This window comes from Zobellella aerophila (assembly GCF_039539325.1).
GTDB classification, from domain to species: Bacteria; Pseudomonadota; Gammaproteobacteria; order Enterobacterales; family Aeromonadaceae; genus Oceanimonas; species Oceanimonas aerophila.
The window spans coordinates 369,369-392,565 of the sequence record NZ_BAABCX010000001.1 but is presented as its reverse complement, the minus strand read 5'-3'; the positions used below and the strand labels follow the sequence as shown (position 1 = coordinate 392,565).

22 protein-coding genes and 4 tRNA genes are annotated in these 23,197 nt (G+C 54.8%); 13 read left to right on the top strand and 13 right to left on the bottom strand.

Features of this window, described 5'->3' with window-relative positions:
• Positions 1-14: 14 nt before the first annotated feature.
• Positions 15-509: a replication initiation negative regulator SeqA gene (gene seqA, locus ABD806_RS01850; protein WP_344956402.1), complete on the bottom strand. Its 495-nt coding sequence runs from the start codon at positions 507-509 to the stop codon at positions 15-17.
• Between the two features lie 129 nt (positions 510-638).
• Between seqA and ABD806_RS01845 the strand changes: the two genes are divergently transcribed.
• From ABD806_RS01845 to ABD806_RS01825, 5 genes are all read left to right on the top strand, one after another.
• Positions 639-1,430 carry an alpha/beta fold hydrolase gene (locus tag ABD806_RS01845; RefSeq protein WP_344954151.1) on the top strand — a complete coding sequence of 264 codons (792 nt, stop codon included), beginning with the start codon at positions 639-641 and terminating at the stop codon, positions 1,428-1,430.
• 55 nt (positions 1,431-1,485) lie between these two features.
• Positions 1,486-1,707 (top strand): DUF2788 domain-containing protein, encoded by a 222-nt coding sequence (locus ABD806_RS01840; RefSeq protein ID WP_116473402.1) that lies wholly within the window; start codon positions 1,486-1,488, stop codon positions 1,705-1,707.
• 3 nt (positions 1,708-1,710) lie between these two features.
• Positions 1,711-1,995: a LexA regulated protein gene (gene ybfE / locus ABD806_RS01835; RefSeq protein ID WP_344954148.1), complete on the top strand. Its 285-nt coding sequence runs from the start codon at positions 1,711-1,713 to the stop codon at positions 1,993-1,995.
• Positions 1,996-2,039: 44 nt separating this feature from the next.
• Entirely contained in the window at positions 2,040-2,567 is a 528-nt protein-coding gene (gene fldA, locus ABD806_RS01830; RefSeq protein ID WP_344954146.1) for a flavodoxin FldA, read from the top strand.
• Between the two features lie 170 nt (positions 2,568-2,737).
• The gene (locus ABD806_RS01825) at positions 2,738-3,637 is read left to right on the top strand and encodes a L,D-transpeptidase family protein (protein ID WP_344954144.1); all 900 of its coding nucleotides are present in this window, start codon (positions 2,738-2,740) and stop codon (positions 3,635-3,637) included.
• Between the two features lie 58 nt (positions 3,638-3,695).
• On the opposite strand, the gene ABD806_RS01820 is transcribed toward ABD806_RS01825, so the two are convergent.
• Positions 3,696-3,938 (bottom strand): LPP leucine zipper domain-containing protein, encoded by a 243-nt coding sequence (locus ABD806_RS01820; RefSeq protein WP_116473406.1) that lies wholly within the window; start codon positions 3,936-3,938, stop codon positions 3,696-3,698.
• A gap of 104 nt (positions 3,939-4,042) precedes the next feature.
• The gene (locus tag ABD806_RS01815) at positions 4,043-4,540 is read right to left on the bottom strand and encodes a DUF4442 domain-containing protein (RefSeq protein ID WP_425583058.1); all 498 of its coding nucleotides are present in this window, start codon (positions 4,538-4,540) and stop codon (positions 4,043-4,045) included.
• A gap of 208 nt (positions 4,541-4,748) precedes the next feature.
• On the opposite strand from ABD806_RS01815, the gene fur reads away from it, so the two are divergent.
• Positions 4,749-5,186, top strand: a complete 438-nt coding sequence (gene fur, locus ABD806_RS01810) for a ferric iron uptake transcriptional regulator (protein ID WP_344954139.1) — start codon at positions 4,749-4,751, stop codon at positions 5,184-5,186.
• A 75-nt stretch (positions 5,187-5,261) separates the two neighbouring features.
• Here fur and glnS read toward each other — a convergent pair whose 3' ends face one another.
• The 5 genes from glnS to phbB all read right to left on the bottom strand — a co-directional run bounded on the left by glnS (position 5,262) and on the right by phbB (position 11,532).
• The gene (gene glnS, locus ABD806_RS01805) at positions 5,262-6,923 is read right to left on the bottom strand and encodes a glutamine--tRNA ligase (protein WP_344954137.1); all 1,662 of its coding nucleotides are present in this window, start codon (positions 6,921-6,923) and stop codon (positions 5,262-5,264) included.
• Between the two features lie 153 nt (positions 6,924-7,076).
• Positions 7,077-8,858, bottom strand: coding sequence for a class I poly(R)-hydroxyalkanoic acid synthase (phaC, locus tag ABD806_RS01800; RefSeq protein ID WP_344954135.1), 1,782 nt, complete (start codon positions 8,856-8,858; stop codon positions 7,077-7,079).
• A gap of 56 nt (positions 8,859-8,914) precedes the next feature.
• Positions 8,915-9,250, bottom strand: coding sequence for a phasin family protein (locus ABD806_RS01795; RefSeq protein ID WP_344954133.1), 336 nt, complete (start codon positions 9,248-9,250; stop codon positions 8,915-8,917).
• Between the two features lie 266 nt (positions 9,251-9,516).
• Positions 9,517-10,725 (bottom strand): acetyl-CoA C-acetyltransferase, encoded by a 1,209-nt coding sequence (locus ABD806_RS01790; RefSeq protein WP_344954131.1) that lies wholly within the window; start codon positions 10,723-10,725, stop codon positions 9,517-9,519.
• A 60-nt stretch (positions 10,726-10,785) separates the two neighbouring features.
• Positions 10,786-11,532: an acetoacetyl-CoA reductase gene (phbB, locus tag ABD806_RS01785; RefSeq protein ID WP_344954129.1), complete on the bottom strand. Its 747-nt coding sequence runs from the start codon at positions 11,530-11,532 to the stop codon at positions 10,786-10,788.
• 1,296 nt (positions 11,533-12,828) lie between these two features.
• Here phbB and ABD806_RS01780 point away from each other — a divergent pair.
• From ABD806_RS01780 to ABD806_RS01755, 6 genes are all read left to right on the top strand, one after another.
• Positions 12,829-12,960 carry a hypothetical protein gene (locus ABD806_RS01780; RefSeq protein WP_344954127.1) on the top strand — a complete coding sequence of 44 codons (132 nt, stop codon included), beginning with the start codon at positions 12,829-12,831 and terminating at the stop codon, positions 12,958-12,960.
• A gap of 28 nt (positions 12,961-12,988) precedes the next feature.
• Positions 12,989-13,064, top strand: a tRNA-Asn gene (locus ABD806_RS01775).
• 27 nt (positions 13,065-13,091) lie between these two features.
• A tRNA-Asn gene (locus ABD806_RS01770) sits at positions 13,092-13,167 on the top strand.
• 26 nt (positions 13,168-13,193) lie between these two features.
• A tRNA-Asn gene (locus ABD806_RS01765) sits at positions 13,194-13,269 on the top strand.
• A 26-nt stretch (positions 13,270-13,295) separates the two neighbouring features.
• Positions 13,296-13,371 (top strand) — tRNA-Asn (locus ABD806_RS01760).
• A gap of 178 nt (positions 13,372-13,549) precedes the next feature.
• A complete protein-coding gene (locus ABD806_RS01755) occupies positions 13,550-15,382 on the top strand; it encodes an EAL domain-containing protein (protein WP_344954125.1) in 1,833 nt (610 codons plus the stop codon).
• Here the strand turns inward: ABD806_RS01755 and ABD806_RS01750 are convergent.
• Complete coding sequence (locus tag ABD806_RS01750) at positions 15,354-15,851, bottom strand: radical SAM protein (protein ID WP_344954123.1); 498 nt, start codon at positions 15,849-15,851, stop codon at positions 15,354-15,356. The genes ABD806_RS01755 and ABD806_RS01750 overlap by 29 nt on opposite strands.
• A gap of 136 nt (positions 15,852-15,987) precedes the next feature.
• Between ABD806_RS01750 and ABD806_RS01745 the strand changes: the two genes are divergently transcribed.
• Positions 15,988-16,386 carry a MerR family transcriptional regulator gene (locus tag ABD806_RS01745; protein WP_344954121.1) on the top strand — a complete coding sequence of 133 codons (399 nt, stop codon included), beginning with the start codon at positions 15,988-15,990 and terminating at the stop codon, positions 16,384-16,386.
• A 30-nt stretch (positions 16,387-16,416) separates the two neighbouring features.
• Here ABD806_RS01745 and aroA read toward each other — a convergent pair whose 3' ends face one another.
• From aroA to gyrA, 4 genes are all read right to left on the bottom strand, one after another.
• Positions 16,417-17,700 carry a 3-phosphoshikimate 1-carboxyvinyltransferase gene (gene aroA / locus ABD806_RS01740; protein WP_344954119.1) on the bottom strand — a complete coding sequence of 428 codons (1,284 nt, stop codon included), beginning with the start codon at positions 17,698-17,700 and terminating at the stop codon, positions 16,417-16,419.
• Positions 17,701-17,807: 107 nt separating this feature from the next.
• On the bottom strand, positions 17,808-18,908 hold the full coding sequence (gene hisC, locus ABD806_RS01735; protein WP_344954117.1) for a histidinol-phosphate transaminase: 1,101 nt from the start codon (positions 18,906-18,908) through the stop codon (positions 17,808-17,810).
• Positions 18,909-19,253: 345 nt separating this feature from the next.
• Positions 19,254-20,339, bottom strand: coding sequence for a 3-phosphoserine/phosphohydroxythreonine transaminase (serC, locus tag ABD806_RS01730; protein ID WP_344954115.1), 1,086 nt, complete (start codon positions 20,337-20,339; stop codon positions 19,254-19,256).
• Between the two features lie 126 nt (positions 20,340-20,465).
• Positions 20,466-23,120, bottom strand: coding sequence for a DNA topoisomerase (ATP-hydrolyzing) subunit A (gene gyrA / locus ABD806_RS01725; RefSeq protein ID WP_344954112.1), 2,655 nt, complete (start codon positions 23,118-23,120; stop codon positions 20,466-20,468).
• Between the last annotated feature and the right edge of the window lie 77 nt (positions 23,121-23,197).

Genomic DNA, 23,197 nt, shown 5'->3' with positions numbered 1-23,197 from the left:
GTCCTTAATGGTAATCAAATACTTTGGCAAACTTGCTCGATCAGTCCATGGGAATAGCCCATGGCGGCCATCAGCTGAGCGACTATGTTGCGCTTGCGGCCGGTATTGGTATTGGTGATCACCCAATAGGGACTGTCGGCGATGGCCTTGGGTTTGGTGGTGTTGCCGGCGGCAAGCAAGGATTCTTCTGAATCAGAAAAATAAATGCGTTTACGTCCTTTTATATCACTCGCCTGGGCGAATGCGGCCGGATTTTCCTTATACAGTTCGGACAATATCAACATAAAGCGGTCGATGGCCGCTTCTTGCCTGGCCAGCTCGCCTTGCTCCAGTATTTTGTGGATACCCTGAGCGGTCGCCACCGGCGGGGCCGGCTGCCGCCGAACCGAGGCTAACTGCTCGTCCAGCTTGAGTAAACGCCGCAAAATATCGGATGCACTTTCCCCTATATGCCGGGTGTTGCTGGCAATATAACGATACAGTTCTTCATCTACCTCTATGGTTTTCATAGTGTTTGTTGACATGTCCACTCCCAATAATGGAGCCCAATTATACATAGGCTTATGCCCTTGCCCAAGCGCTTGCACCCTCTCCCTGACAAGGCAACAATAGCGGCACTCTGTTTGAAGGAGATATATATGCCATTTAACACTTCACTGAAGGCGGCACTCAACCATCGCCGCCAGGGAACAGGCAGCCCGGTGCTGCTGATCCATGGCCTGTTCGGCAACCTGGATAATCTCAACGGGGTCAACCGGGTGCTGGCGGCCGACCATGACGTCATCGCCGTCGATGTACGCAACCATGGCCTGTCTCCCCGGACAGACACCATGAGTTACCAGGAGATGGCCGAGGATATACTGGCACTGCTGGATCAGCTGGAATTGGAGCAGGCCGCCATCGTCGGGCATTCCATGGGGGGCAAGATAGCGATGATGACCGCCAAGATGGCGCCGCAGCGGGTCAGCAAGCTGGTGGTGACAGACATAGCGCCGGTCGCCTACCGGCAGGCCCGTCATGATGCGGTGTTTCAAGGCCTGCAGGCCGTACAGCGGGAGGGCGCCAACGACCGTCGGGAAGCCGACCGGATCCTGTCCCGATACATCGAAGAAGCCGGCGTACGGCAGTTTCTATTGAAATCCTTTGTGGCGGGCACTCCGGAAACCTGGCGTTTCAACCTGCAGGCCCTTATCGCCAATTATCAGGAGATTATCGGCTGGCCCGGAAGTGAGCTGAGCTACGACGGGCCTATCCTGTTTATCAAGGGGGGGGACTCGGACTACCTGCTGCCGGAATATCAGCCCGAGGTGCTGGCACAGTTTCCCGCCGCCACGGTGCGGGTGATCCCGGGCACCGGGCACTGGCTGCATGCGGAAAAGCCCCAGCTGTTTAACCGCCTGGTGCAGGATTTCCTGGCCCGGGCCAGTTAACAGGCTTGAATCCTTTATGGTATAGTGCTGCGAATTTTAATGGGTAGGCAAGATAATGTCATTTGAACAAATCGAGCTGCTGGAAAGCATCGGCCTCAAACTGTTTTTTGTGGTCATTTTTCTGCTTATCGGCTTGGCCATCCAGGACGTGCTCAAACGAGGAAATGTCCCCAAGTTTGGCCGTTTTATCGTATGGTTGGTGTTATTCGTGGGATGTGCCGGCTTTGTCGCCAAAGGCATCATCGAGCTCACCTGGGAAGGAAACGGACTCGGTTGACCCATGGCCAAGCAGGATACAGACAGAACCACGCTGGATTTGTTTGCCGATGAGCGCCGGCCCGGCAGGCCGAAGACCAACCCCCTGCCCCGTCAAGCCCAGTTAAAACTCAATAAACGTAATCAGCTAAAACGTGACCGTGAACGTGGTCTCAGCCGCATCGAGCTCAAAGTGGATGAACAACTGCTGAGCCAACTCAATGTACTGGCAGCCAAGCGGCAACTCAGTCGGGCTGAGCTTATTTATTCGCTCCTGTTGCAACAGCTGGAACAACAGGATTTAGACTAGGCCAGAGGGTCTGCAACACACTTTTCGACAGGTACAGCATAATTATGGCAAGTGTAGGTCTGTTTTTTGGAAGCGATACCGGCAATACCGAAGCCGTGGCAAAGATGATCCAGAAAGAACTGGGTAAGCACCTGGTTGAAGTGCACGATATCGCCAAAAGCACCAAAGAAGATATCGCCGGTTTCGATTTGCTGCTTCTGGGTATTCCGACCTGGTACTACGGCGAGTCTCAAGCGGATTGGGATGACTTCTTCCCCGAGCTTGAGCAAATCGATTTTAATGACAAGCTAGTCGCCCTGTTCGGATGTGGTGATCAGGAAGATTATGCCGAATACTTCCTCGACGCCATGGGTACCCTCAAGGACATCATTGAGCCTAAGGGCGCCATCATCATCGGCCATTGGCCGACCGAAGGCTATGACTTCGAGGCCTCCCGGGCCCTGGTGGATGATGCCAACTTCATCGGCCTTGGCATCGACGAAGACCGCCAGCCCGAGCTGACCCAGGACAGAGTCAAAGCTTGGTGCAAACAGATCTACGAAGAAATGTGTCTGAAAGAACTGGAAGCATAACACCTACAACCCGGTCTACTGAAGGGATGCTGCAATGCGTCCCTTTTTTGTGTTTGGTTAAAAGTTAAACAGGCTTTAAAATACCCCTGTGCTCACGCAGCAGTTTCGATAAAAAGACTGTCGTTTATCACGGATAAGCTTTCAAGCAACATAACAAGAGTAAAGAACGCATGTTTAAACGTTTATTTTTATTACTACTGGTTCCCGCCTGGTTGGCTCAGGCCCAGGTACCTACCCTCCCCCTGCCGGAAGACAAGGGCCAGCCGGTCGGCCAAGTGGTATCCCACGTCGTCCAGGACGGCGATAATCTGGCCGGCCTGGCCAGATATTATGGTGTCAGCCCCATCCTGATTATGGCGGCCAACCCGGGCAAAGACCTGTTCCTGCTCAAAGATGGCGACAAGGTCACCATCCCCAACCAGTTGCTGCTGCCCAAGGCGGCCACCAAGGGCATAGTGATTAACCTGGCCGAACTGCGCCTGTACTATTACCCGGAAAATGGCGAACAAGTCCATGTCTTCCCCATCGGTATCGGTCGGGTCGGACGGGAAACCCCCGAGATGAGCACCCAGATCAGCCAGATGCGTAAAGATCCAACCTGGACCCCGACCGCTAACACCCGTAAGGAATACGAGGCCAAGGGTATTCCCTTGCCGGCCGTGGTACCCGCCGGGCCTGACAACCCCCTGGGTGAATACGCCATGCGCCTGGCCTACGGCAGCGGCGAATACCTGATCCACGGCACCAATGACCCCCTGGATGTGGGACTACGTGCCAGTGCCGGCTGTATACGAATGTATCCAGAGCATGTGGAATGGCTGTTTGCCCAGGTTGACAAGGGAACCCCGGTGCAAATCGTCAACCAAGCCCTGAAAGTCAGCACGGATCAATACGGCCAGACCTTTATGGAAGTGCATGAACCACTGACCCCATCGGGCGAGGCGGGTGCTCCGCTGGATCTGACCCCTGTGGTTTCCCTGTTCGAGCAGGGCATCGACCAAAGACAGGTCGATGAAGTCATCAAACAGCAGCAAGGCATGCCCAAGATGATAGGCCAGCTGTACAACTGAATCGTTTACCAATAAAAAAGGCCTGACATTGTCAGGCCTTTTTTACGTAAAGCCATTGTTACTTGGTGTAACGGCCCATTTGGTCAAGACGGGAGTTGGCACGATCGGCAGAAGCGCGGGCTTCAGCTACATCGGCGGCCAGACGGTCGATCTTGGAAGAGTTCATTTGCTGACCTTGCTGAACAGCTTGAATGTCCTGAGCCAGGCTGTCTACCTTGCTTTCCAGGGCATCATTGGAGCTACAACCAGCCAGCAACAAAGCACTTACAATACCACCCATCAACATTTTCTTATTACGCATTACCTGCTCCTTGTTTTTTATTGGGAGTCAAAATGACCACATTAGGCGCCCTAAGTATGGACGAAAACATCATAAAACCACAAATTATTTTATAAAGCATGACATTAGGAATTTTTGCTCAATGTCTTGGATTTCATTGAAAATGCTCGTTTTTTGCGCACATATAGCGTTCGATCGACCTCGGCAACCAGCTCGCCATGCTCATCAACTATATTAATACGAAAGTGAGGAAAATATTTATCTCCCCCATCGGTGGCACAACGGATTTCGTCGATACGATCATGGCTCAAGCGAATCTCAGCTAGCACCCGCCCCCTCCCCGGCTTCAAAAAGGTGATCCGGGCCGCCCTGTCCCAGATATGATAATCAGACCCCAATACTGCCATCAGCATCATGCTATAGACAGGATCCGTCATCGAAAACAGGCTGCCGCCATATTGAGTGCGGTTGGCATTCTTGTTCCACCAGCGTAACACCAGGCCTACCCGGCAATAGCTGTAATCCGGACTGAGGGTTTCGATACGAATGCCCGCGCCCCAGAAAGGCGGCCATAGGTTGAGCAGCGCCTGCACTAGGCGCGGTCGTGCAAATACCACCCTCATTAATCTCATCCGACCAGTTAGGGATTGGGGTTACGTTACCAAATGTTCGCCGTAAAAAACAGACTGATTCCGCCAACATTTGAGCAAGACGACGATATCGAGGCCAAATCCGGTCCCTTGGCCATAGACATAATATTCGGGTTGCCTTTGCCTGGCTGAACAAGCACAATGAAAGCAATACCCAAACGAAATACGAACATTTATCTTTATGGCTGATAATAACCAGGCGCTGAAAAAAGCGGGGCTTAAAATTACCCTGCCCAGAGTCAAGATACTGGAGCTGTTACAACAGCCCGAGACCCAGCATGTGAGTGCAGAAGATCTGTACAAGTTGCTGATCGAACACGGTGAAGAGATTGGCCTGGCAACCGTCTATCGAGTGCTCAACCAGTTTGACGATGCGGGTATCGTCACCCGCCACCATTTTGAAGGGGGGAAATCCGTCTTCGAATTGGCCACCCAGGAGCACCATGACCACTTGGTCTGCCTGGATTGTGGCAAGGTGATCGAATTTCACGATGAAATGATTGAGCAGCGCCAGCGCGAGATCGCCGGCCACTACAATATCAAATTGACCAACCACAGCCTCTATCTCTATGGCCATTGCCTGAATGATCAATGTGATCATAATGACGAGCAACAATAATCCGCGCTAACGTTTTCCCACTAAAAAGCCGCGACTGGCGCGGCTTGAGTTCAATCTCTGCGGTGGTAGTCAGGCTCAGCCTTCTTCCTTACCCCAGGAATCGCGCAAGGCCACCGTCAGGTTGAATACCAGTCCATCGGACTTGCTGTCCCGGCAGAAATAGCCTTCCCGTTCAAACTGGTAGGCCCGCTCAGGCTCGGCCGCCAGCAAGGAAGGCTCAACCACCGCCTCGGTCAACACCTGCAGGGAATGGGGATTGAGCGCCGATTCAAAGGACTCGGCCGCGCCCGGGTTGGGTATGCTGAACAGACGGTCATAGAGCCGTACCGTCGCGGGCAGCCCCTGAGTCGCGGAGACCCAGTGAATGACCCCCTTCACCTTGCGGCCATCAGCCGGATCCTTGCCCAGGGTATCCGGATCGTAGCTGCAGAAGATGGTGGTGATATTGCCCTGTTGATCTTTTTCTATCCGCTCGGCCTTGACCACATAGGCATTGCGCAGCCTAACTTCCTTGCCGAGCACCAAGCGCTTGTATTTTTTGTTGGCCTCTTCGCGGAAATCATCCTGGTCGATAAGGATTTCACGGGTAAACGGCAGCTCGCGAACGCCCATCTCCGGTTTATTGGGATGGTTGGGTGCCATTAGGATCTCCGGCTCAGTCTCCGCCATATTTTCGATCACCACCCGCACCGGACGCAGCACCGCCATGGCACGGTGAGCATTTTCATTGAGATCGTCGCGAATACAGGCTTCGAGCATGCCCATCTCGACCGTATTGTCCTGCTTGGTCACGCCGATGCGCCGACAAAACTCGCGGATGGACGCCGGGGTATAGCCACGGCGACGCAAGCCGGAGATAGTCGGCATACGGGGATCGTCCCAGCCGTCAACATGACCTTCAACCACCAGCTGGTTCAGCTTGCGTTTGGACATCACGGTATATTCCAGATTCAGCCGGGAGAACTCATACTGGCGCGGATGACACTCGATGCTGATGTTGTCCAGCACCCAGTCATAAAGCCGGCGGTTATCCTGGAATTCCAGGGTGCACAGGGAATGGGTGATTCCTTCGATGGCATCGGAAATACAGTGAGTGAAGTCGTACATGGGGTAGATGCACCACTGGTCACCGGTTTGGTGGTGGTGGGCAAAACGCACCCGGTAGATCACCGGATCCCGCATCACCATAAAGGAAGATGCCATATCAATTTTGGCACGCAGACAGGCCTGGCCTTCTTTAAACTCACCGGCACGCATGCGGGTAAACAGCTCCAGGTTTTCTTCCACCGGTCTGTCCCGATAAGGGCTGTTACGCCCGGGAGTGGTCAGGGTGCCCCGGTACTCACGGATTTTATCAGGTGTCAGCTCATCAACATAAGCCAAGCCTTTTTCTATTAACTCAACGGCATAGCCATAGAGGCGATCGAAATAATTGGATGAGTAACAAATATCCCCGCTCCAGGAAAAGCCCAGCCAGCTGACATCCTGCTTAATGGACTCGACGTACTCGACATCTTCCTTTTCCGGATTAGTATCGTCAAAACGCAGGTTACACTGGCCCTGGTAATCCTGGGCGACACCAAAGTTCAGGCAAATGGATTTGGCATGGCCGATATGAAGATATCCGTTTGGCTCCGGCGGAAAACGGGTATGTACCGACTGATGTTTACCATTCGTCAAATCTTCATCAATGATTTGACGAATAAAATTGCTGGGACTATGGTCCGCCTGACTCATTCATACACCTCGGGGATGGCTTAATTCAAACGCTCATGATCCATGATCTGCGCCCGGGGCTCAATAGCAGAACGCGGAATATCGTGCCCTGGCTGCCAAGGCCACTCAAAAAAAAACCGCCCGAAAGGGCGGTGAAGTAGTACCAAGCAATATTTACTCTTCGATCGGCAGGGTCTGCTGCACATAAAGACCGGGAGCCGCCATCAAGGCCGGACATTCGTCACTGCCCACCGTCCGGGCCGCTACCTTATCACCCAGATAAGGGGTGGCCCACTGTTGCCAATGGGGCCACCAGGAGCCCGCTTCGCGGGTGGCGCCGGCCAACCAGGACTCGGCATCCTCAAAACCCTGATCCGATGTCCAGTACCCGTATTTGTTCTTACTCGGCGGATTAACCACACCGGCCACATGACCCGACTCCCCCAGCACCAGGGTTTTCTCTCCCCCCAGCAAGCTGGCGCCTTTAAAGGTGGCATCCCACAAGGCGATATGGTCTTCTTTGGTGGACAGGAAGAAGCTGGGGGTCTTCACCTTGGTCAGATCCAGCCCGAAGTTGCCTACCTTGACTTCTCCCCCCCGGCTCAAGCTGTTGTTCAGGTACAGCTCGCGCAACAGGAAGCGGGCACAGGCAGCACTCAGGTTGGTGCTGTCGCTGTTCCAGTAAAGAATATCGAAGTCGGAGGGTTCTTCGCCTTTCAGGTAGTTGTCGATGTAGTAGTTCCAGTACAGGCTGTTTTCCCGTAACAGGCTGAAGGTCACCGCCATTTGGCGGCCATCGAAAAACCCTTCGGCATCATTCATCAGTTCCATGGCGCTGATCACGGGATCATTGATAAAGACACCGATTTCCCCCGGCTGGGTGAAGTCCAGCAGGGTGGTCAGGAAAGTTGCACTCTTCACCCTCGGCTTCATCCGGCGGGCGGCATACAAGGCCATGGTCGACGCCAGCAAGGTACCGCCAATACAGTAGCCGATGGCATTGACTTCTTTTTCGCTGGTGATCTGCTCGATCACCCGGATCGCTTCCATGGTGCCGCTATGGATTAAATCCTGAAAGCCGATGTCGGCCTGTTCTTTACCCGGGTTACGCCAGGACATCAGGAAAACCGTATGCCCCTGCTCCCTCAACCAACGCACCAGGGAGTTCTGCTCTTTCAGATCCAGGATATAAAATTTGTTGATAAAGGGAGGTATGATCAGCAGCGGGGTCTGGAAAACAGACTCTGTACTGGCCTTGTATTGGATCAATTCGAAGATATCGTTTTTGAATACCACATCACCCGGCGTGCTGGCCAAGTCCTTGCCCAATACAAAGGCCGAACGCTTGGTCATACGTATTTTCAACAACTCACCGCTGGATGCCAAATCCTCCTGGAACAGCTTCACGCCTTTAACCAGGTTAGCCCCTTTCTCTTCCAGGGTACGCTGCAGTACCTCGGGATTGCTCCAGATAAAATTGGTCGGCGACAGGGCATTGATGGTCTGACGGAAGAAAAAAGCCAGGCGCTGACGAACCGGCTCGGACAAACCTTCGATGGCATCCAGCGTCTTCATCAATGATTTGGCAAAGTGCAGATAGGACTGACGCAAAAAATCAAAGTTGGGCTCATCTTTCCAGGCCTTGTACTGGAAACGACGATCACCGGGAGGATCTTCAATAATACTGGAACTGTCGATGCCCATACTCTTACCAAAGGCATTCTGGCAAATGGCCAGCTGGCCTTGCCACCACTGCATCTGCACGTCAAATAAATGCGCCGGGTTTGACGCTACGGATTCGTAAAAAGCGGCAAGATCCTGAGAATTCAATTCTGATAAAGCCTGAGTAACCGGATTATCACCCAGCCGCTCCCGCTGCATCTCTGACCACATCTGCTCGTTCCACTGGAAAAAATGCCGAATGGGATCCGCACCCTGGTTACTGTTTTGTTCCATTGTCCCTCCTGATATCGATATGGCCCCCGAGAAGGGGGCAATGTAATGACAGGACGTTATTTTTTCTGGGCTTCTGCAACTAGGGCCTCGACACCGGCTTTAAACTCTTGCGCCAATTCAGCCACTTTCTTACCGTCTTCGATCATTTGCTGACTGATCTTGGTCATGGTTTCCAATTGCTTTGAGCTGCTGGCCATCAGAGACTGCACATCTTTAACCTGGCTGCTGACTTGCAGCTGGGACAGACCGATTTCGGCATACTGACGCGCGGCCTCCAACTGCAGGTTAGTCAAATCGGTAAAGTTCTTAGTCACCAGCTGGTTGAATTTAACGACGGGACCAAAGGCTGTTTCAGTCTGATCGTTAAAAGTTTTGAACATATCGGTATACATGGTTTAACTCCGAAAATTTTAAAAGGGATAATACGCGAGGCCACCACCGGGGAGGCTCCCGCGTTAATAAAATCTATTTAATGACCATTTCAATTCATGCGAGACGCCAGGCTAGCACGCAGCCCGACGGCTCCAGCGGGCTTAAGGGCGCAATTACCCCATGGGTAACGGACCGCCCGGAACACATCAAGGTCCTGGCACCAACAGCATGCTTACCGGCTGTTCCTTTGGATGGCAGCCCGCACGAAACGGTATTCAATCATGCCTTAAACTCTTTTAAGGACAACGGCAGTACCCATACCCCCACCGACACAGAGAGATGCCAGGCCCAAACCGGCACCGCTGCGCTGCAGTTCATACAACAGGGTGACCAGGATACGGTTGCCGGATGCCCCCAGGGGGTGACCCAGGGCAATGGCACCACCATTCACGTTGGTGTTCTCCAGCAGCGCCTGCTGGGAAATATCGTGCTGGGCAGACAGCTGGCTGACCACGCCCAACGCCTGGCCGGCAAAGGCTTCGTTCAGTTCCAAACGTTCGATATCGCTCAGTTTCAGGTTGCCGCGGGCCAGGGCCTGCTCGATGGCGGGAACCGGACCCAGGCCCATGACTTCGGGTGCCACACCGCCCTGACCATAGGCGACCACTTCGGCTAGCGGCGTCAGCCCCAGGCGCTCCACGGCAGACTTGCTGGCAACAATAATGGCACTGCCACCATCGTTGATACCAGAGGCATTACCGGCGGTCACGGAGCCATCGGCCTTGAATGCCGGACGCAGCTTGCCCAGGGTCTCGGCGGTGGTGCCGGCCTTGGGATATTCATCGGTATCCACAACGACCGTTTCTTTACGGCCTTTCACTTCAACCGGCACGATTTCAGCCTGGAAATGACCGGCTTCGATGGCCGCCACGGCCTTCGCCTGACTGGCAGCTGCCAGAGCATCCTGAGCGGCACGGGTAATGCCTTCTTGGGCAACCACGTTTTCGGCGGTCACGCCCATATGATATTTGTTGAACACATCGGTCAGACCATCACTGATCAGCAGATCAGACAGGGTCATATCACCCATTTTATTGCCGTTACGCAGATCACCCTTGGCGACGAAAGGGATTTGCGACATGTTTTCACAACCGGCGGCAACGACGATTTCCGCATCACCGGCCTTGATATGGGCACAGGCGTCCATTAGGGTTTTCATGCCACTGCCGCAGACCATGTTCAGGCTATAGGCGGGGACGCCCACAGGAATGCCGGCGGCCAGTGCAGCCTGGCGACCCACGCCCATGCCCTGGCCGGCACCGACCACGTTGCCGACGATCACTTCATTGACCTGCTCGGGGGCAAGGTTGGCCTGCTCAAGGGCGCCTTTGATGGCGATGCCGGCCAGTTGGGCGGCAGGAATAGATTTCAGGGCACCGCAAAAGCTGCCGATGGGGGTACGTTTCGCCGCAACAATATAAACAGGTTCAGACATAAATAACGCTCACTCTATATTGAATATTGATAACAGGTCGATATCGAGGGTCCGAAACCCTTATTGCATGTACAGGCCGCCATTGACAGACAGGGTTTCACCTGTCACATAACCACCGTGTTCACCTGCCAGGTACAATACAGCACCGGCTACTTCTTCTGTGGTGGCAAGACGCTTGAGGGGAATCGTCGCTTTAATTGAGTCCAGCACATCTTCACGGATGGCGGTCACCATGGGTGTCGCGGTATATCCTGGGGCAACGGCATTAACACACACACCAAAACGGGCACCTTCGGCGGCCAGGGCTTTGGTAAAACCAATCATGCCCGCTTTGGCGGCAGAATAGTTCACCTGGCCAAACTGTCCTTTCAAACCATTTACCGAGGAAATGTTAATAATACGCCCGCTGCCTTGTTCACACATGGCATTGAACACAGGCTGGCTGACGCTGAACAGGCTGTCCAGGTTGGTGGACATCACCTCACGCCATTGTTCGAGTGACATTTTTTTGAAAACGGAATCGCGGGTAATGCCGGCATTATTGACCAGTACATCAATTCTGCCTTCAGCCTTGAGTAATTCACCCAGAGCCTGGCTAACGCCCTCATGATTGGCAACATCCAGGGCTAACAGTTTGATATCCTTGTCGGCCAGGTTCTGCTCCTGCAGCCAGGCCTGGGCCTGTTCTGCCTTGCCGGGCCGGTGAGTGGCTACAACTTTAAATCCATTATTGACTAACTGACGACATACTTCTGTACCAATACCCCCGGCTGCGCCGGTCACTAATGCAACTTTCTTCTGTGTCATCAAATCCACTCCTTTGCTCTCTCAACTGTATACCAGTCTGTATCGATTATTGGCAGGCATTGAATATGCAGCGTCATACAACATGATTCAATACTGCAATCACTCCCGACAAATCCGTCAGGAAAAATTAATTTTGATGTTGCTCACTATAAACTTATTTATATGACAATGTCATGATCAATAGGCAGCATTGTTTGTTAAAATGTTGTAAAATTGGGGTTTTATATTACCCGAAAACCAATCCATCTTAAAAACAAACCATTGGATGGTCGGGCATCGAGATTTTATGCCGACAGATTTTCAAAAAGAGAGTTTTCATCCACCATTAAACTGTTTTTTATGTTATCAACAACAGATATTGAAAGTATCGAAATACGAGCCAGCTTATAGATATCATTTATTACTATTACCCTAGCGTAAACGTCATGTCCCCGGCCGACCGACGAGGAGGTGACCAAAGGATGGCAACGTGAAATATTTTATCCGTCAGATAAAGATTCCTAGCAATTTGCAAGTACAGGACCAACGCCGAGGCTTGCACAACACCATATGACACAGACATGACAACAACAGCGACATAGCTTCAGCATTTTCTCAGGACCAGGCGCATATTCTATTTATCCGTGCTCTTGGTGTGCGACTGCCGGCTGGGTACCGTCTTTTTAAATAACAGGGATCAACGCAGACCCCCCTGGAAAACGATGCCCCATCAAATTAAACATCTCAATAACCGAGCCTAATATTGCTGCATCTGGAGCAAAGGCAGGTGGCCGGTAAGCGGACCTTCTACGCCGGGGCCGAAATATGCTCCTGCATTATTGGCATTTCCGCCATCCCTGGCGGTTAGAGCGCGCAGCAGAGCCCCATGTACAGTTTGCTGCCGGCACCAAGCCGGGCAACGGCTGTAAATATTCACCGGATATACGGTCCGTTACCCTGCGACGGTGACCTTGGACCCCGAGGTGTCTGCGTGCGGTACCTGGTCGATGTTGCAATATGAGGCACAGTCATTTCGGATGTCCCTCATTGTGCATTGATGACGCAGTCACTGTGCCGCTCAAGTCCCTGACCGTCGATAGTGGAGCCGACCATGCCTCAAGGCCGAAGGCACCGGTCCAACCATAAATGCATGTTCTCGGCGGACCGCCATCCTAAGTGACTATAACGCAGCCAATATTAATCCCCCACTGAGGCACAATGGGGACGCTATCAGGCAGTCGCAGCCGGGGTTTTGACACAGCATCCTCCGTAGCTCGCCCGGCAGGCAATGGGAAAAGCAGAGAGTAGGAGAGGACGATGGCAACAACACCGGAGAAGCAGAATCGATTGCTGCAGAAATCACCCGAGCTTGAGCATTCTTGCAGCAAACAAACTGATTTGCCAAGGAAAGCCGGTTTCGGTGTTGACAGCCTCAAGGGCAGCCATTAACATGCGCCTCGCATTCAAGGATGCCTCTTCCCCCTTAGTTCAGTCGGTAGAACGGCGGACTGTTAATCCGTATGTCGCTGGTTCAAGTCCAGCAGGGGGAGCCATTTTCTAGTAAAAAAGTTACAAGTTGTTCCCCCTTAGTTCAGTCGGTAGAACGGCGGACTGTTAATCCGTATGTCGCTGGTTCAAGTCCAGCAGGGGGAGCCATTTTCTAGTGAAAAGTTACAAGTTGTTCCCCCTTAGTTCAGTCGGTAGAACGGCGGACTGTTAATCCGTATGTCGCTGGTTCAAGTCCAGCAGGGGGAGCCATTTTTTAGTGAAAAGTTCCAAGTTGTTCCCCCTTAGTTCAGTCGGTAGAACGGCGGACTGTTAATCCGTATGTCGCTGGTTCAAGTCCAGCAGGGGGAGCCATATTTTACGCAGCTTAATCTCGGTTCGTCCCCCCCCTCGCCACATTCTTATTCTATCCTTATCTCTACCTATTCTTTTATATACCATTTGAGTATCAGGATGATATTCTGCATCTTTATTCTATTTTTAATTCAGTGTAGTGCTCAGATACACCATTTGAATACAAGGATGAATATTTATGCGGGAATCCCGTACATTTAATCGAATATTGATCTTGGCGGCGCTGATTTCCGTGCTGACCAGCCTGCTATTGCCCTGGTGGGGCGGTTATCGAGTCCTTGCACACCATGAACGGGATACTGCCGCCAACCTCGCTACCTGGCTGGATTCCGTTGAACAGGCTCAGGTAGCATCCCTGCCCGGCATTGCCAAGCTTTCTTACGGACAGCCCCTTCCCCCACAGTCATCTGCCTGGTGGTTCGGTAGCGCCGCCGAGAGCAAACAACTTATACTGGGAGACACCCCGTTTTTTTATCAACTCGATACCCGCTTTGCCACCCAATATTGGCTGTCCCTGTCCCTGCCGTTGATGGCCACCAGCTTATTGTTGTTTATCGGCCTCTACGTCCGCTGGTCAAAGGAAAACCGGAAAACGGAACAGCATCTGCACGACTTGATCATCAATACAGATCCGGAGCTGACCACCGGCAATACCCCACTGGAGCAAAGCATTATCCAGTGGCATCACGCCTATCAGAGCCAGATAGACTCGCTGCAACAACAACTGAGCGAGGCCCATCAGCAGAGCCATCAAGACAGCCTGACCAATTTAGGTAACCGTTATGCATTCCGCCGTGATCTGACCCAACTGCTGAACGATGAAAATAAACTGGCTGTTTCAACCCTGCTGATGATACGCGCCACCGCCCTGAACGAGATCAACAGCCGTCTCGATCATCAGGCGGGGGATCAATACCTGCAGGATATTACCCGTATTGTACGCAAGGCTATCCAGCCCATGCTGGGTGCCAAGGCCTACCGAACCACGGGCACCGATATCGCCGTACTGATGAAAGGGCAATGTGATCCATTGGCGCAATCCCTGGGTACCCAGTTACATCAGGACTTCAACCATTATCAGCATTTGCATGGCCTGGATTGTACCGCCTATATGGGCTTCACCCAGCTGTTGCCCGGCCAGTCACCCGAGCAGGTACTGGTACGCGCCGATTCCGCCCTGGCCCATGCCCAGGTCAATGAACCCAACAGCTGGCAAGTGGTCCATAAAAACGAGGATGATAAGGAGCTGGGCGAAACCCAGTGGCGGCGGCGGCTGGAAAGCATTCTGGAAGAAGAGCACATTCACCTTATGGTGCAACCGGTGCAGTTCAAACGTTCGGATCTGCCCGGTTACAATGAGATCTTGTCACGTTTTCCGAATGACACCGACGGCTGGTACCCCAGCTCCACCGTCTTTGCCATGCTGCAGCGACTCGATTTATCGATGCATTTCGAGCAGAAGATCATAGAAATGGCGATCCATCGTATCGCGTCAAGAAACCTGTCGACACAACGTTGGGCGATCAACCTCACCCCTGCCAGCCTGCAGCACCCCTCTTTTGTTATCTGGCTTGAGCGCATCCTGCTGCGGGATGTCAATGTAACGTCCTCCCTGGTGTTCGAACTGGATGAACACATCCTCGAATATCAGCTGGTGGCAGGAAAGCGGCTGATAGATATGCTCAGGCGCTGCGGAGCCCGTTCGGCGATCAGCAAATTCGGCCATGGTTATGGTTCATTTCGTCAGATCAAGGAGTTCAAACCCGATTACATCAAGCTGGATGCTCAGCTGGTCAGGCATCTGCAGGACGACAGTGCCAATCAGCAGTTTGTACGCATGATAGTGGATTTAGCCCAGCGACTGGGTTGCCGGGTGATTGCCGAGGGGGTAGAAACACCGGAGCAAAAACGCACGCTCGATACCATGTATATCGACGGCATCCAGGGATATCTGATTGCCAGGCCCACAGATATGGACGATTTTAACCAGCGGACTGTGTCTTCAGCTTGACCAGGTAGTTAATCAATTCACCCAGCTGGCGATAACGCAGTAATTCCTCGGCATTGTAACGCGTGGACATGGTCGAGGGATTATTGCGGTGTTTGAGATAACGCATGATTTGCAGTCGATTAAAACCACCGACCTGGTAGATCAAATCCAATAGTTTCTTGAGCTGTTCATCGGAAAAACCGCAAAACTCCGCATAATCCGCATCCATCGGCGTCTTGATTTCGACATCGACCTCTGCCAACGAGCCGGCTTCGTGCAGATACTCCAGCCACTGCTCCACATACATGGGCTTGGTACCGGCCAGCAGTTCGAAAAAACCGGCACCGCTGCGACAGCCCGACAGCAGTAGTACGGCCAAATGATCCCGGCTGCAGGAAAATTCCACGTCTCCCCGCAGGCTCCAGTCCAGGGCCTGAATGCGGATCTCCGCATGGGCACCATCATGATCCTTGACCTTGAAGATAAACACAGCAGCTCCGATTAGCGGCAAAATAACCATCTTGACTCAATCATTACCCCGAGTCAAAGCAAGGCTTCACAGTCCGCTCATATGGGTGTATGGTCAGGCCCACCGAAGGTAGCAGCATACGTCAGGAGTTCCGGATATGCCCAATAAAGAAGTCACCTATACCATTTCTGAATTGGCCGATGAGTTTGATATTACTCCACGGAGTATCCGTCATTACGAAGACCTGGGCCTGCTGCTGCCGCGCCGCAAGGGAAACAATACCCGCATCTATAGCCATAAAGACAGGATCCGCCTGTCCCTGACCCTGAGGGGAAAACGGTTGGGATTCAGCTTGGCCGAAATACGTGAGTTGTTCGATCTCTATGATGCCGAGCATCGCAGCCGCCCCCAGCTGCATTCCATGATTGCCATGATCGACGAGAAACGCGCCAGTTTGCGGCAACAACAGGAAGATATAGCAAAAGTACTGGCCGAGCTGGAAGCCGCCGACATCAGGGCCAAGGAAACCCTGGAAAAGATGAAACCCCATACGTGAGCAAGGCCTGCTGTCGCAGGCCTTGACTTGTTAACGTTGGCTGATACTTTCCAGCTTATCGAAATAATCCGGAAAAGTCTTGGACGTACATTTGGGATCCAGGATCACCACAGGTGTGTCACTCAGCGCTACCAGCGAGAAACACATGGCGATGCGGTGATCATTGTAGGTCGCTATCTCGGCCTCTTGCAACTGGGTCACCGGGGTCACCACCAGGTAGTCCTCCCCTTCCTCCACCGTCACCCCCAGCTTGGCCAGCTCGGTCGCCATGGCATACAGGCGATCCGTTTCCTTTACCCGCCAATTATAGATATTGCTGATCCGGGTCGTACCTTCGGCAAACAACGCCGTGGTGGCGATGGTCATGGCGGCATCGGGGATATGATTCATGTCCATATCGATGCCCTTTAACGGCGCCACATGCTCGGCTTCGATAAAGTCATCACCCCAGGTGATCTTGGCTCCCATGGCTTTTAGCACATCGGCAAAACGGATATCACCCTGGATGCTGTTGCGGCCAATGCCGGTTACCCGTACCTTGCCCTTGATAGCGCCGGCCGCCAGAAAGTAGGAGGCGGAAGAGGCATCCCCTTCGACCAGGAAGGTGCCCGGCGACACATAGCTCTGGTTACCCTTGATATAGAAAGTCTGGTAATTATCGTGCTCGAGGGTAACCCCGAACTGCTCCATGATCTGCAGGGTAATATCGATATAGGGCTTGGAGACCAGCTCACCCTTGATATGGATACGGGTATCGCCCGCCGCCATGGGGGCCGCCATCAAGAAGGCGGTGAGAAACTGGCTGGAGACGGAGCCGTCGATATGCACATCGCCGCCCCACAGCCCCTTGCCGTTGATGTAGACCGGTGGATAACCGTCGGTCTTCAGGTAACTGATATCGGCCCCGGCTTCCCTTAACGCCTCCACCAGATGGCCGATAGGCCGTTCCCACATGCGCGGCTCACCGGTCAGGGTAAACTCGCCGGTACCCAGACAGAGGGCGGCACACAAGGGGCGCATGGCGGTGCCCGCATTGCCCAGAAACAGGGACACCGGCTCATGGACGCTGAAGGCACGCCCCAGCCCCTGTACCACGCACTCGGTTTTATCTTCCGATAGCCGGTACTGAACACCCAGTGCCTTCAAGGCATCGAGCATATGACGAATATCATCGCTGTCGAGCAGGTTGGTCAGGCGGGTGGTGCCCTGAGCCAACGCGGCCAACAACAGGGCCCGGTTAGAAACAGATTTGGATCCCGGCAGGTTAACCTGGCCTTCGACCCGGGTAATAGGCAGTAACTTGAGGCTTTCCATAACTTTCCTGGATGCGAGAGAAATAAACCAAAGGGGCTGCTTAGACGTTAACAGGGCTGCCGCATCAGGGCAAGATAAACCAAGGCCGGTTTGCACCGGCCTTGTTATTAGGCGAGTACCTTGGCCAGCGCCTCCATGCAGCGCTGGTTTTCGTGCTCCAGGCCGATGCTAATCCGCAGACAGGTCGGCAGGCCATAGCCGGCGATGGGCCGTACTATCACCCCTTCCCGCAGCAGCGCTTCATACGCGGGACCGGCATCCCGCTGCAGATCCAGGGTAATAAAGTTGGCCTTGGAGGGAATGTAGTTCAGGCCCTTTTCCTCGAAAAAGGCGACATACCTGGCCATTTCCTGCCGGTTCAGATTGACCGCCTTTTGCAGATAGTCGGTGTCATCCAGCGCCGCTTCCGCCGCCGCCAGGGCCAGGCTGTTGCAGTTGAAGGGTTCACGTACCCGGTTCAGTACCCCGACCAGCTCGGGGTGACATACCATGTAACCCACCCGCAGTCCGGCCAGCCCGTAGGCCTTGGAGAAGGTACGGGACACGATCAGGTTCGGGTAGCCTGCCAGCCAGTCGATGGAAGGGATGCGTTCGGCTTCATCGACATACTCGGTATAGGCCTCGTCCAGCACCACCAACACGTTTTCCGGCACCTTGGCCAGGAAAGCTTCCAGCTCGGCCTTGCCCAGAAAGGTTCCGGTCGGGTTGTTGGGGTTGGTGATGCACACCAGCTTGGTGTTGCCGGTAATAGCCGCAGCCATGGCATCCAGGTCATGACCGAAGTCTTTGGCCGGCACCACCACCGCCTTGGCGCCGTGCGCCTGGGTGGCCAGGGCATAGACCACGAAGGTGTACTGGGAATACACCACTTCCTGGCCGGCGGACACAAAGGTGTGGTAGAGCAGGTCGATCAGCTCATTGGAGCCGTTGCCCAGGATCAGCTGATCGGTACGCACCTTGAGCCGACCTGCCAGCCTGGCCTTGAGGTTAAAGCCGTTGGCATCCGGGTAGCGGGCCAGCTCGGGCAAGGCCTGCTCTATGGCGGCCTTGGCCTTGGGGCCCAGGCCCAATGGGTTTTCGTTGGAGGCCAGCTTGACGCTGTTGCTGATGCCCAGCTCCCGCTCCAGTTCTTCCACCGGCTTGCCGGGCTGATAAGGCTGTAATTGGTCGACCCCGGCATTGGCCAGGGCCAGATAGTTAATACTCACGATGGCTCCTTTCAACTCTTTTCTATCAGGCACGACGACAATGACTTGAACTTCGAGTTAACCGAAGACTGGAGAAAGAGGCAACACGGTTGCCTCTTGCATGACCCAGAGCTGCCTGTTAGAGGTGTCATCAGACGACTCCGCTGCCCCGAAGAGGGCAAAGGGTGTCCGCTCCACCGACCATCCGCGCCAAGGATGGCGCGGCTGAGCCCCCAGGGAGGGGTTTACGGCGTGTCGGTGGAGCCGTGCCCTTTGCCCGATTCATTGCTGTCATCTACGTCAACAAAAACCTGTGTTCAAAAGACAGGGTGTAACCAGGCGGCAGGCTTACGCCCTGCCGTTCATTCAACCGTGCTGCTTGGCAAACTTGTCCATAAAAGACACCAGCGCCTGCACCCCTTCGATGGGCATGGCGTTATACAGGCTGGCGCGCATGCCGCCGACGATACGGTGTCCTTTCAGGGCCAGCAGGCCGGCGGCCTTGGCTTCCTTGAGGAAGGCATCGTTCAAGGCATCGTCTTTCAGCCAGAACGGCACGTTCATCCAGGAACGGGCGCTGGGAGCGATGTCGTTGCGGTAAAAATCACTGGCGTCGACAAAACCGTACAGCAGCTCGGCCTTGGCCTGATTGCGCTCGCCGATGGCGGCCAAGCCGCCCTGGCGCTTGAGCCACTGGAATACCAGGCCGGACAGGTACCAGGCATAGGTCGGCGGCGTGTTGAGCATGGAGTCGGCCTTGGCCATGGCAGCATAATCGAGGATCGCCGGAGTCTGCGGGCAGGCCTGGGCCAGCAGATCGTCACGCACGATGACCACCGCCAGTCCGGAAGGGCCGATGTTTTTCTGGGCGCCGGCATAGATAATGCCGAATCGGGATACATCGACCGGACGGGACAAAATGGTGGAAGACATGTCCGCCACCAAGGGCACGTCACCGGTATCAGGGATAAAGTCGTATTCGATGCCTTCTACGGTTTCATTCGGGCAGTAATGGACATAGGCGGCGGTGGGGTCAAGATCCCAGCCGGTGGCCAGCGCCTGGCGACCGTCCGCCGTCTTTTGCAGACCGTCGAGCACCCGCACCTTGCCCACTTTCTCCGCCTCGGCCACCGCCGACTTCGACCACTGGCCGGTGACGATATAGTCGGCCTTGGCATTTTTTCCCATCAGGTTCAGGGGCACGGCGGCAAACTGGCCACGGCCGCCGCCCTGCAGGAACAGCACCTTGTAGTTGTCCGGGATCTGCATCAACTCACGCAGGTCCCGCTCGGCCTGCGCCGCCACCGCCATATAGTCGGCGCCACGGTGGCTGAGCTCCATCACGGACACACCCAGACCGTTAAAATCGCGAAACTCGGCCTGGGCCTGTTTCATTACCTCAACCGGCAACATGGCCGGGCCTGCGCTGAAGTTATACACCAATTTATCCATTTCCTTTATGACTCATCCTAACCAATGGGCTTACTTGCTTTTACACGGCAGCGGGCTGCCGAGTCAAAATGATTTTGTATATGAATGGGCATCTTATCGAGCAAAAAGGGGCTCACGCCCCTTTTGTTATTCTTCGGTATCGACAGCATCCCCGGACAACACCTCGTCGTCCTCGGTTTCCTCGATGCGCTGCAGGCCGACCACCTGCTCATCCTCGCCGGTGCGGATCAGCCGCACACCGGCGGTGTTACGGCTGATCAGGCTGACCTCGGACACCCGGGTGCGCACCAGGGTACCGCCGTTGGTGATCAACATGATTTCATTGTTGTCATCCACCTGAATGGCGCCGACCACGGCGCCATTGCGCTCGCTGACCTTGATCGACACCACTCCCAGGGTAGCCCGGCTCTTGGTCGGATATTCCTCAAGCGCGGTACGCTTGCCATAGCCGTTGGCGGTGGCGGTGAGGATGGCGCCTTCGCCGCGGGGGACGATCAGCGACACCACCTTATCACCCGTCGCCAGCTTGATGCCACGCACCCCGCCGGCGGTACGGCCCATGGGCCGCACGCCCTTGAAGCTGCCTTTGCTTTCGGCACCCTCACCTTCTTCCAGGCTGTCGTCGGCATCATCCTCATCATCGCTGCGGCCACTGCCTTCGGCAAAGCGCACCACCTTGCCAGCCTCGGAGAACAGCATGATCTCGTTGCTGCCGTCGGTAATATCCACGCCGATCAGCTCATCGCTCTCCTTGAGGTTGATGGCCCGGATCCCGGACGCCAGAGGCCGGCTGAAGGCCGACAGGCTGGTCTTCTTGACGGTGCCCTCGGCGGTAGCGAAGAACACATATTTGTCCTCGGCATACTCCTGCACCGGCAGTATGGCGGTGATCCGCTCGCCCTCATCGAGCGGCAGCAGGTTGACGATGGGACGTCCCCGCGCCGCCCGGCTGGCCTCCGGCAACTGATAGACCTTGAGCCAGTACACCTTGCCGGCGGTAGAGAAGCACAGGATGGTATCGTGGGTGTTGGCCACCAGCAGGCGTTCGACGAAGTCTTCTTCCTTCATGCGGGTCGCCGACTTGCCACGACCGCCCCGGCGCTGGGCCTCGTAGTCGGTCAACGGCTGGTATTTGACGTAGCCCTGGTGGGACAGAGTCACCACCACGTCTTCCTGGGTGATCAGGTCCTCGATATTGATCTCGGCGCTGGAGGCGGTGATTTCGGTACGACGCGGGTCACCGAACTGGGCCTTGACGGCTTCCAGCTCTTCCCTGATCACTTCCATCAGCCGCAGCGGACTGTTGAGGATATGCAGCAGCTCGGCAATCTGCTCGAGCAGGTTCTGGTATTCTTCCAGGATCTTCTCATGCTCGAGGCCGGTCAACCGGTGCAGGCGCAGATCCAGGATGGCCTGGGCCTGTTGCTCGGTCAGGTAATAAAGGCCGTCACGGATGCCAAACTCGGGCTCCAGCCAGTCGGGACGGGCGGCATCGTCACCGGCCTGGGTCAGCATGGCGGCCACATTACCCAGTTCCCAGCCCTGCCCGATCAGGCCGGCCTTGGCCTCGGCCGGGGTCGGCGAACGGCGGATCAGCTCGATCACCGGATCGATATTGGCCAGGGCAATGGCCAGGCCTTCCAGGATATGGGCCCGGTCCCGCGCCTTGCGCAGCTCGAAGATGGTCCGGCGGGTCACGACCTCTCGTCTGTGCTGGATAAAACACTCCAGCATGTCCTTGAGGTTGAAGGTGCGGGGCTGGTTGTTGTCCAGGGCCACCATGTTGATGCCAAACACGGTCTGCAACTGGGTCTGGGCGTAGAGGTTATTGAGGATGACCTCGCCCACCTCGCCCCGGCGGATCTCGATCACGATGCGCATGCCGTCCTTGTCGGACTCGTCGCGCAGGGCACTGATGCCCTCGATGCGTTTTTCCTTGACCAACTCGGCGATTTTTTCGATCAACCGGGCCTTGTTCACCTGATAGGGCAGCTCGGAAACGATGATGGTTTCCCGGCCGCTCTTATCATCCACCTCAATCTCGGCCAAGCCGCGCACGTAGATCTTGCCACGGCCGGTACGGTAGGCATCGATGATGCCCGATTTGCCGTTGATGATGCCGCCGGTGGGAAAATCCGGACCCGGGATCAACCCGATCAGCTCATCGATGCTGATATGCTCGTTGTCGATCACCGCCAGGCAGCCGTCCACCACTTCATTCAGGTTGTGAGGCGGGATATTGGTGGCCATGCCCACGGCGATACCGGACGAGCCGTTGACCAGCAGGTTGGGCACCCGGGTGGGCATGACCGCGGGTATCATTTCGGTGCCGTCGTAGTTGGGCACCCAGTCGACGGTTTCTTTATCCAGATCGGCCAGCAGTTCATGGGCGATCTTGTCCATACGCACTTCGGTATAACGCATGGCGGCGGCGGAGTCGCCGTCCACCGAGCCGAAGTTGCCCTGGCCGTCGACCAGGGTATAGCGCATGGAAAAATCCTGGGCCATGCGCACTATGGTGTCGTAGACGGCGCTGTCGCCATGAGGGTGATATTTACCTATTACGTCACCCACGACACGGGCCGATTTTTTGTAGGGCTTGTTCCAGTCGTTGCCGAGTTCGTTCATGGCGAACAGCACGCGGCGATGCACCGGCTTCAAACCATCACGGACATCCGGCAGAGCGCGCCCTACTATTACGCTCATGGCGTAATCCAGGTAGGAGCGTTTGAGCTCTTCCTCGATGTTTATCGGCATGATTTCTCGGGCCAGATCGGTCATAGCAAGCCTTATCCCCAATTTATTGTTTATACGGCAATAAAAAACGCATCATTCTAACACACAAATGACAAACCACA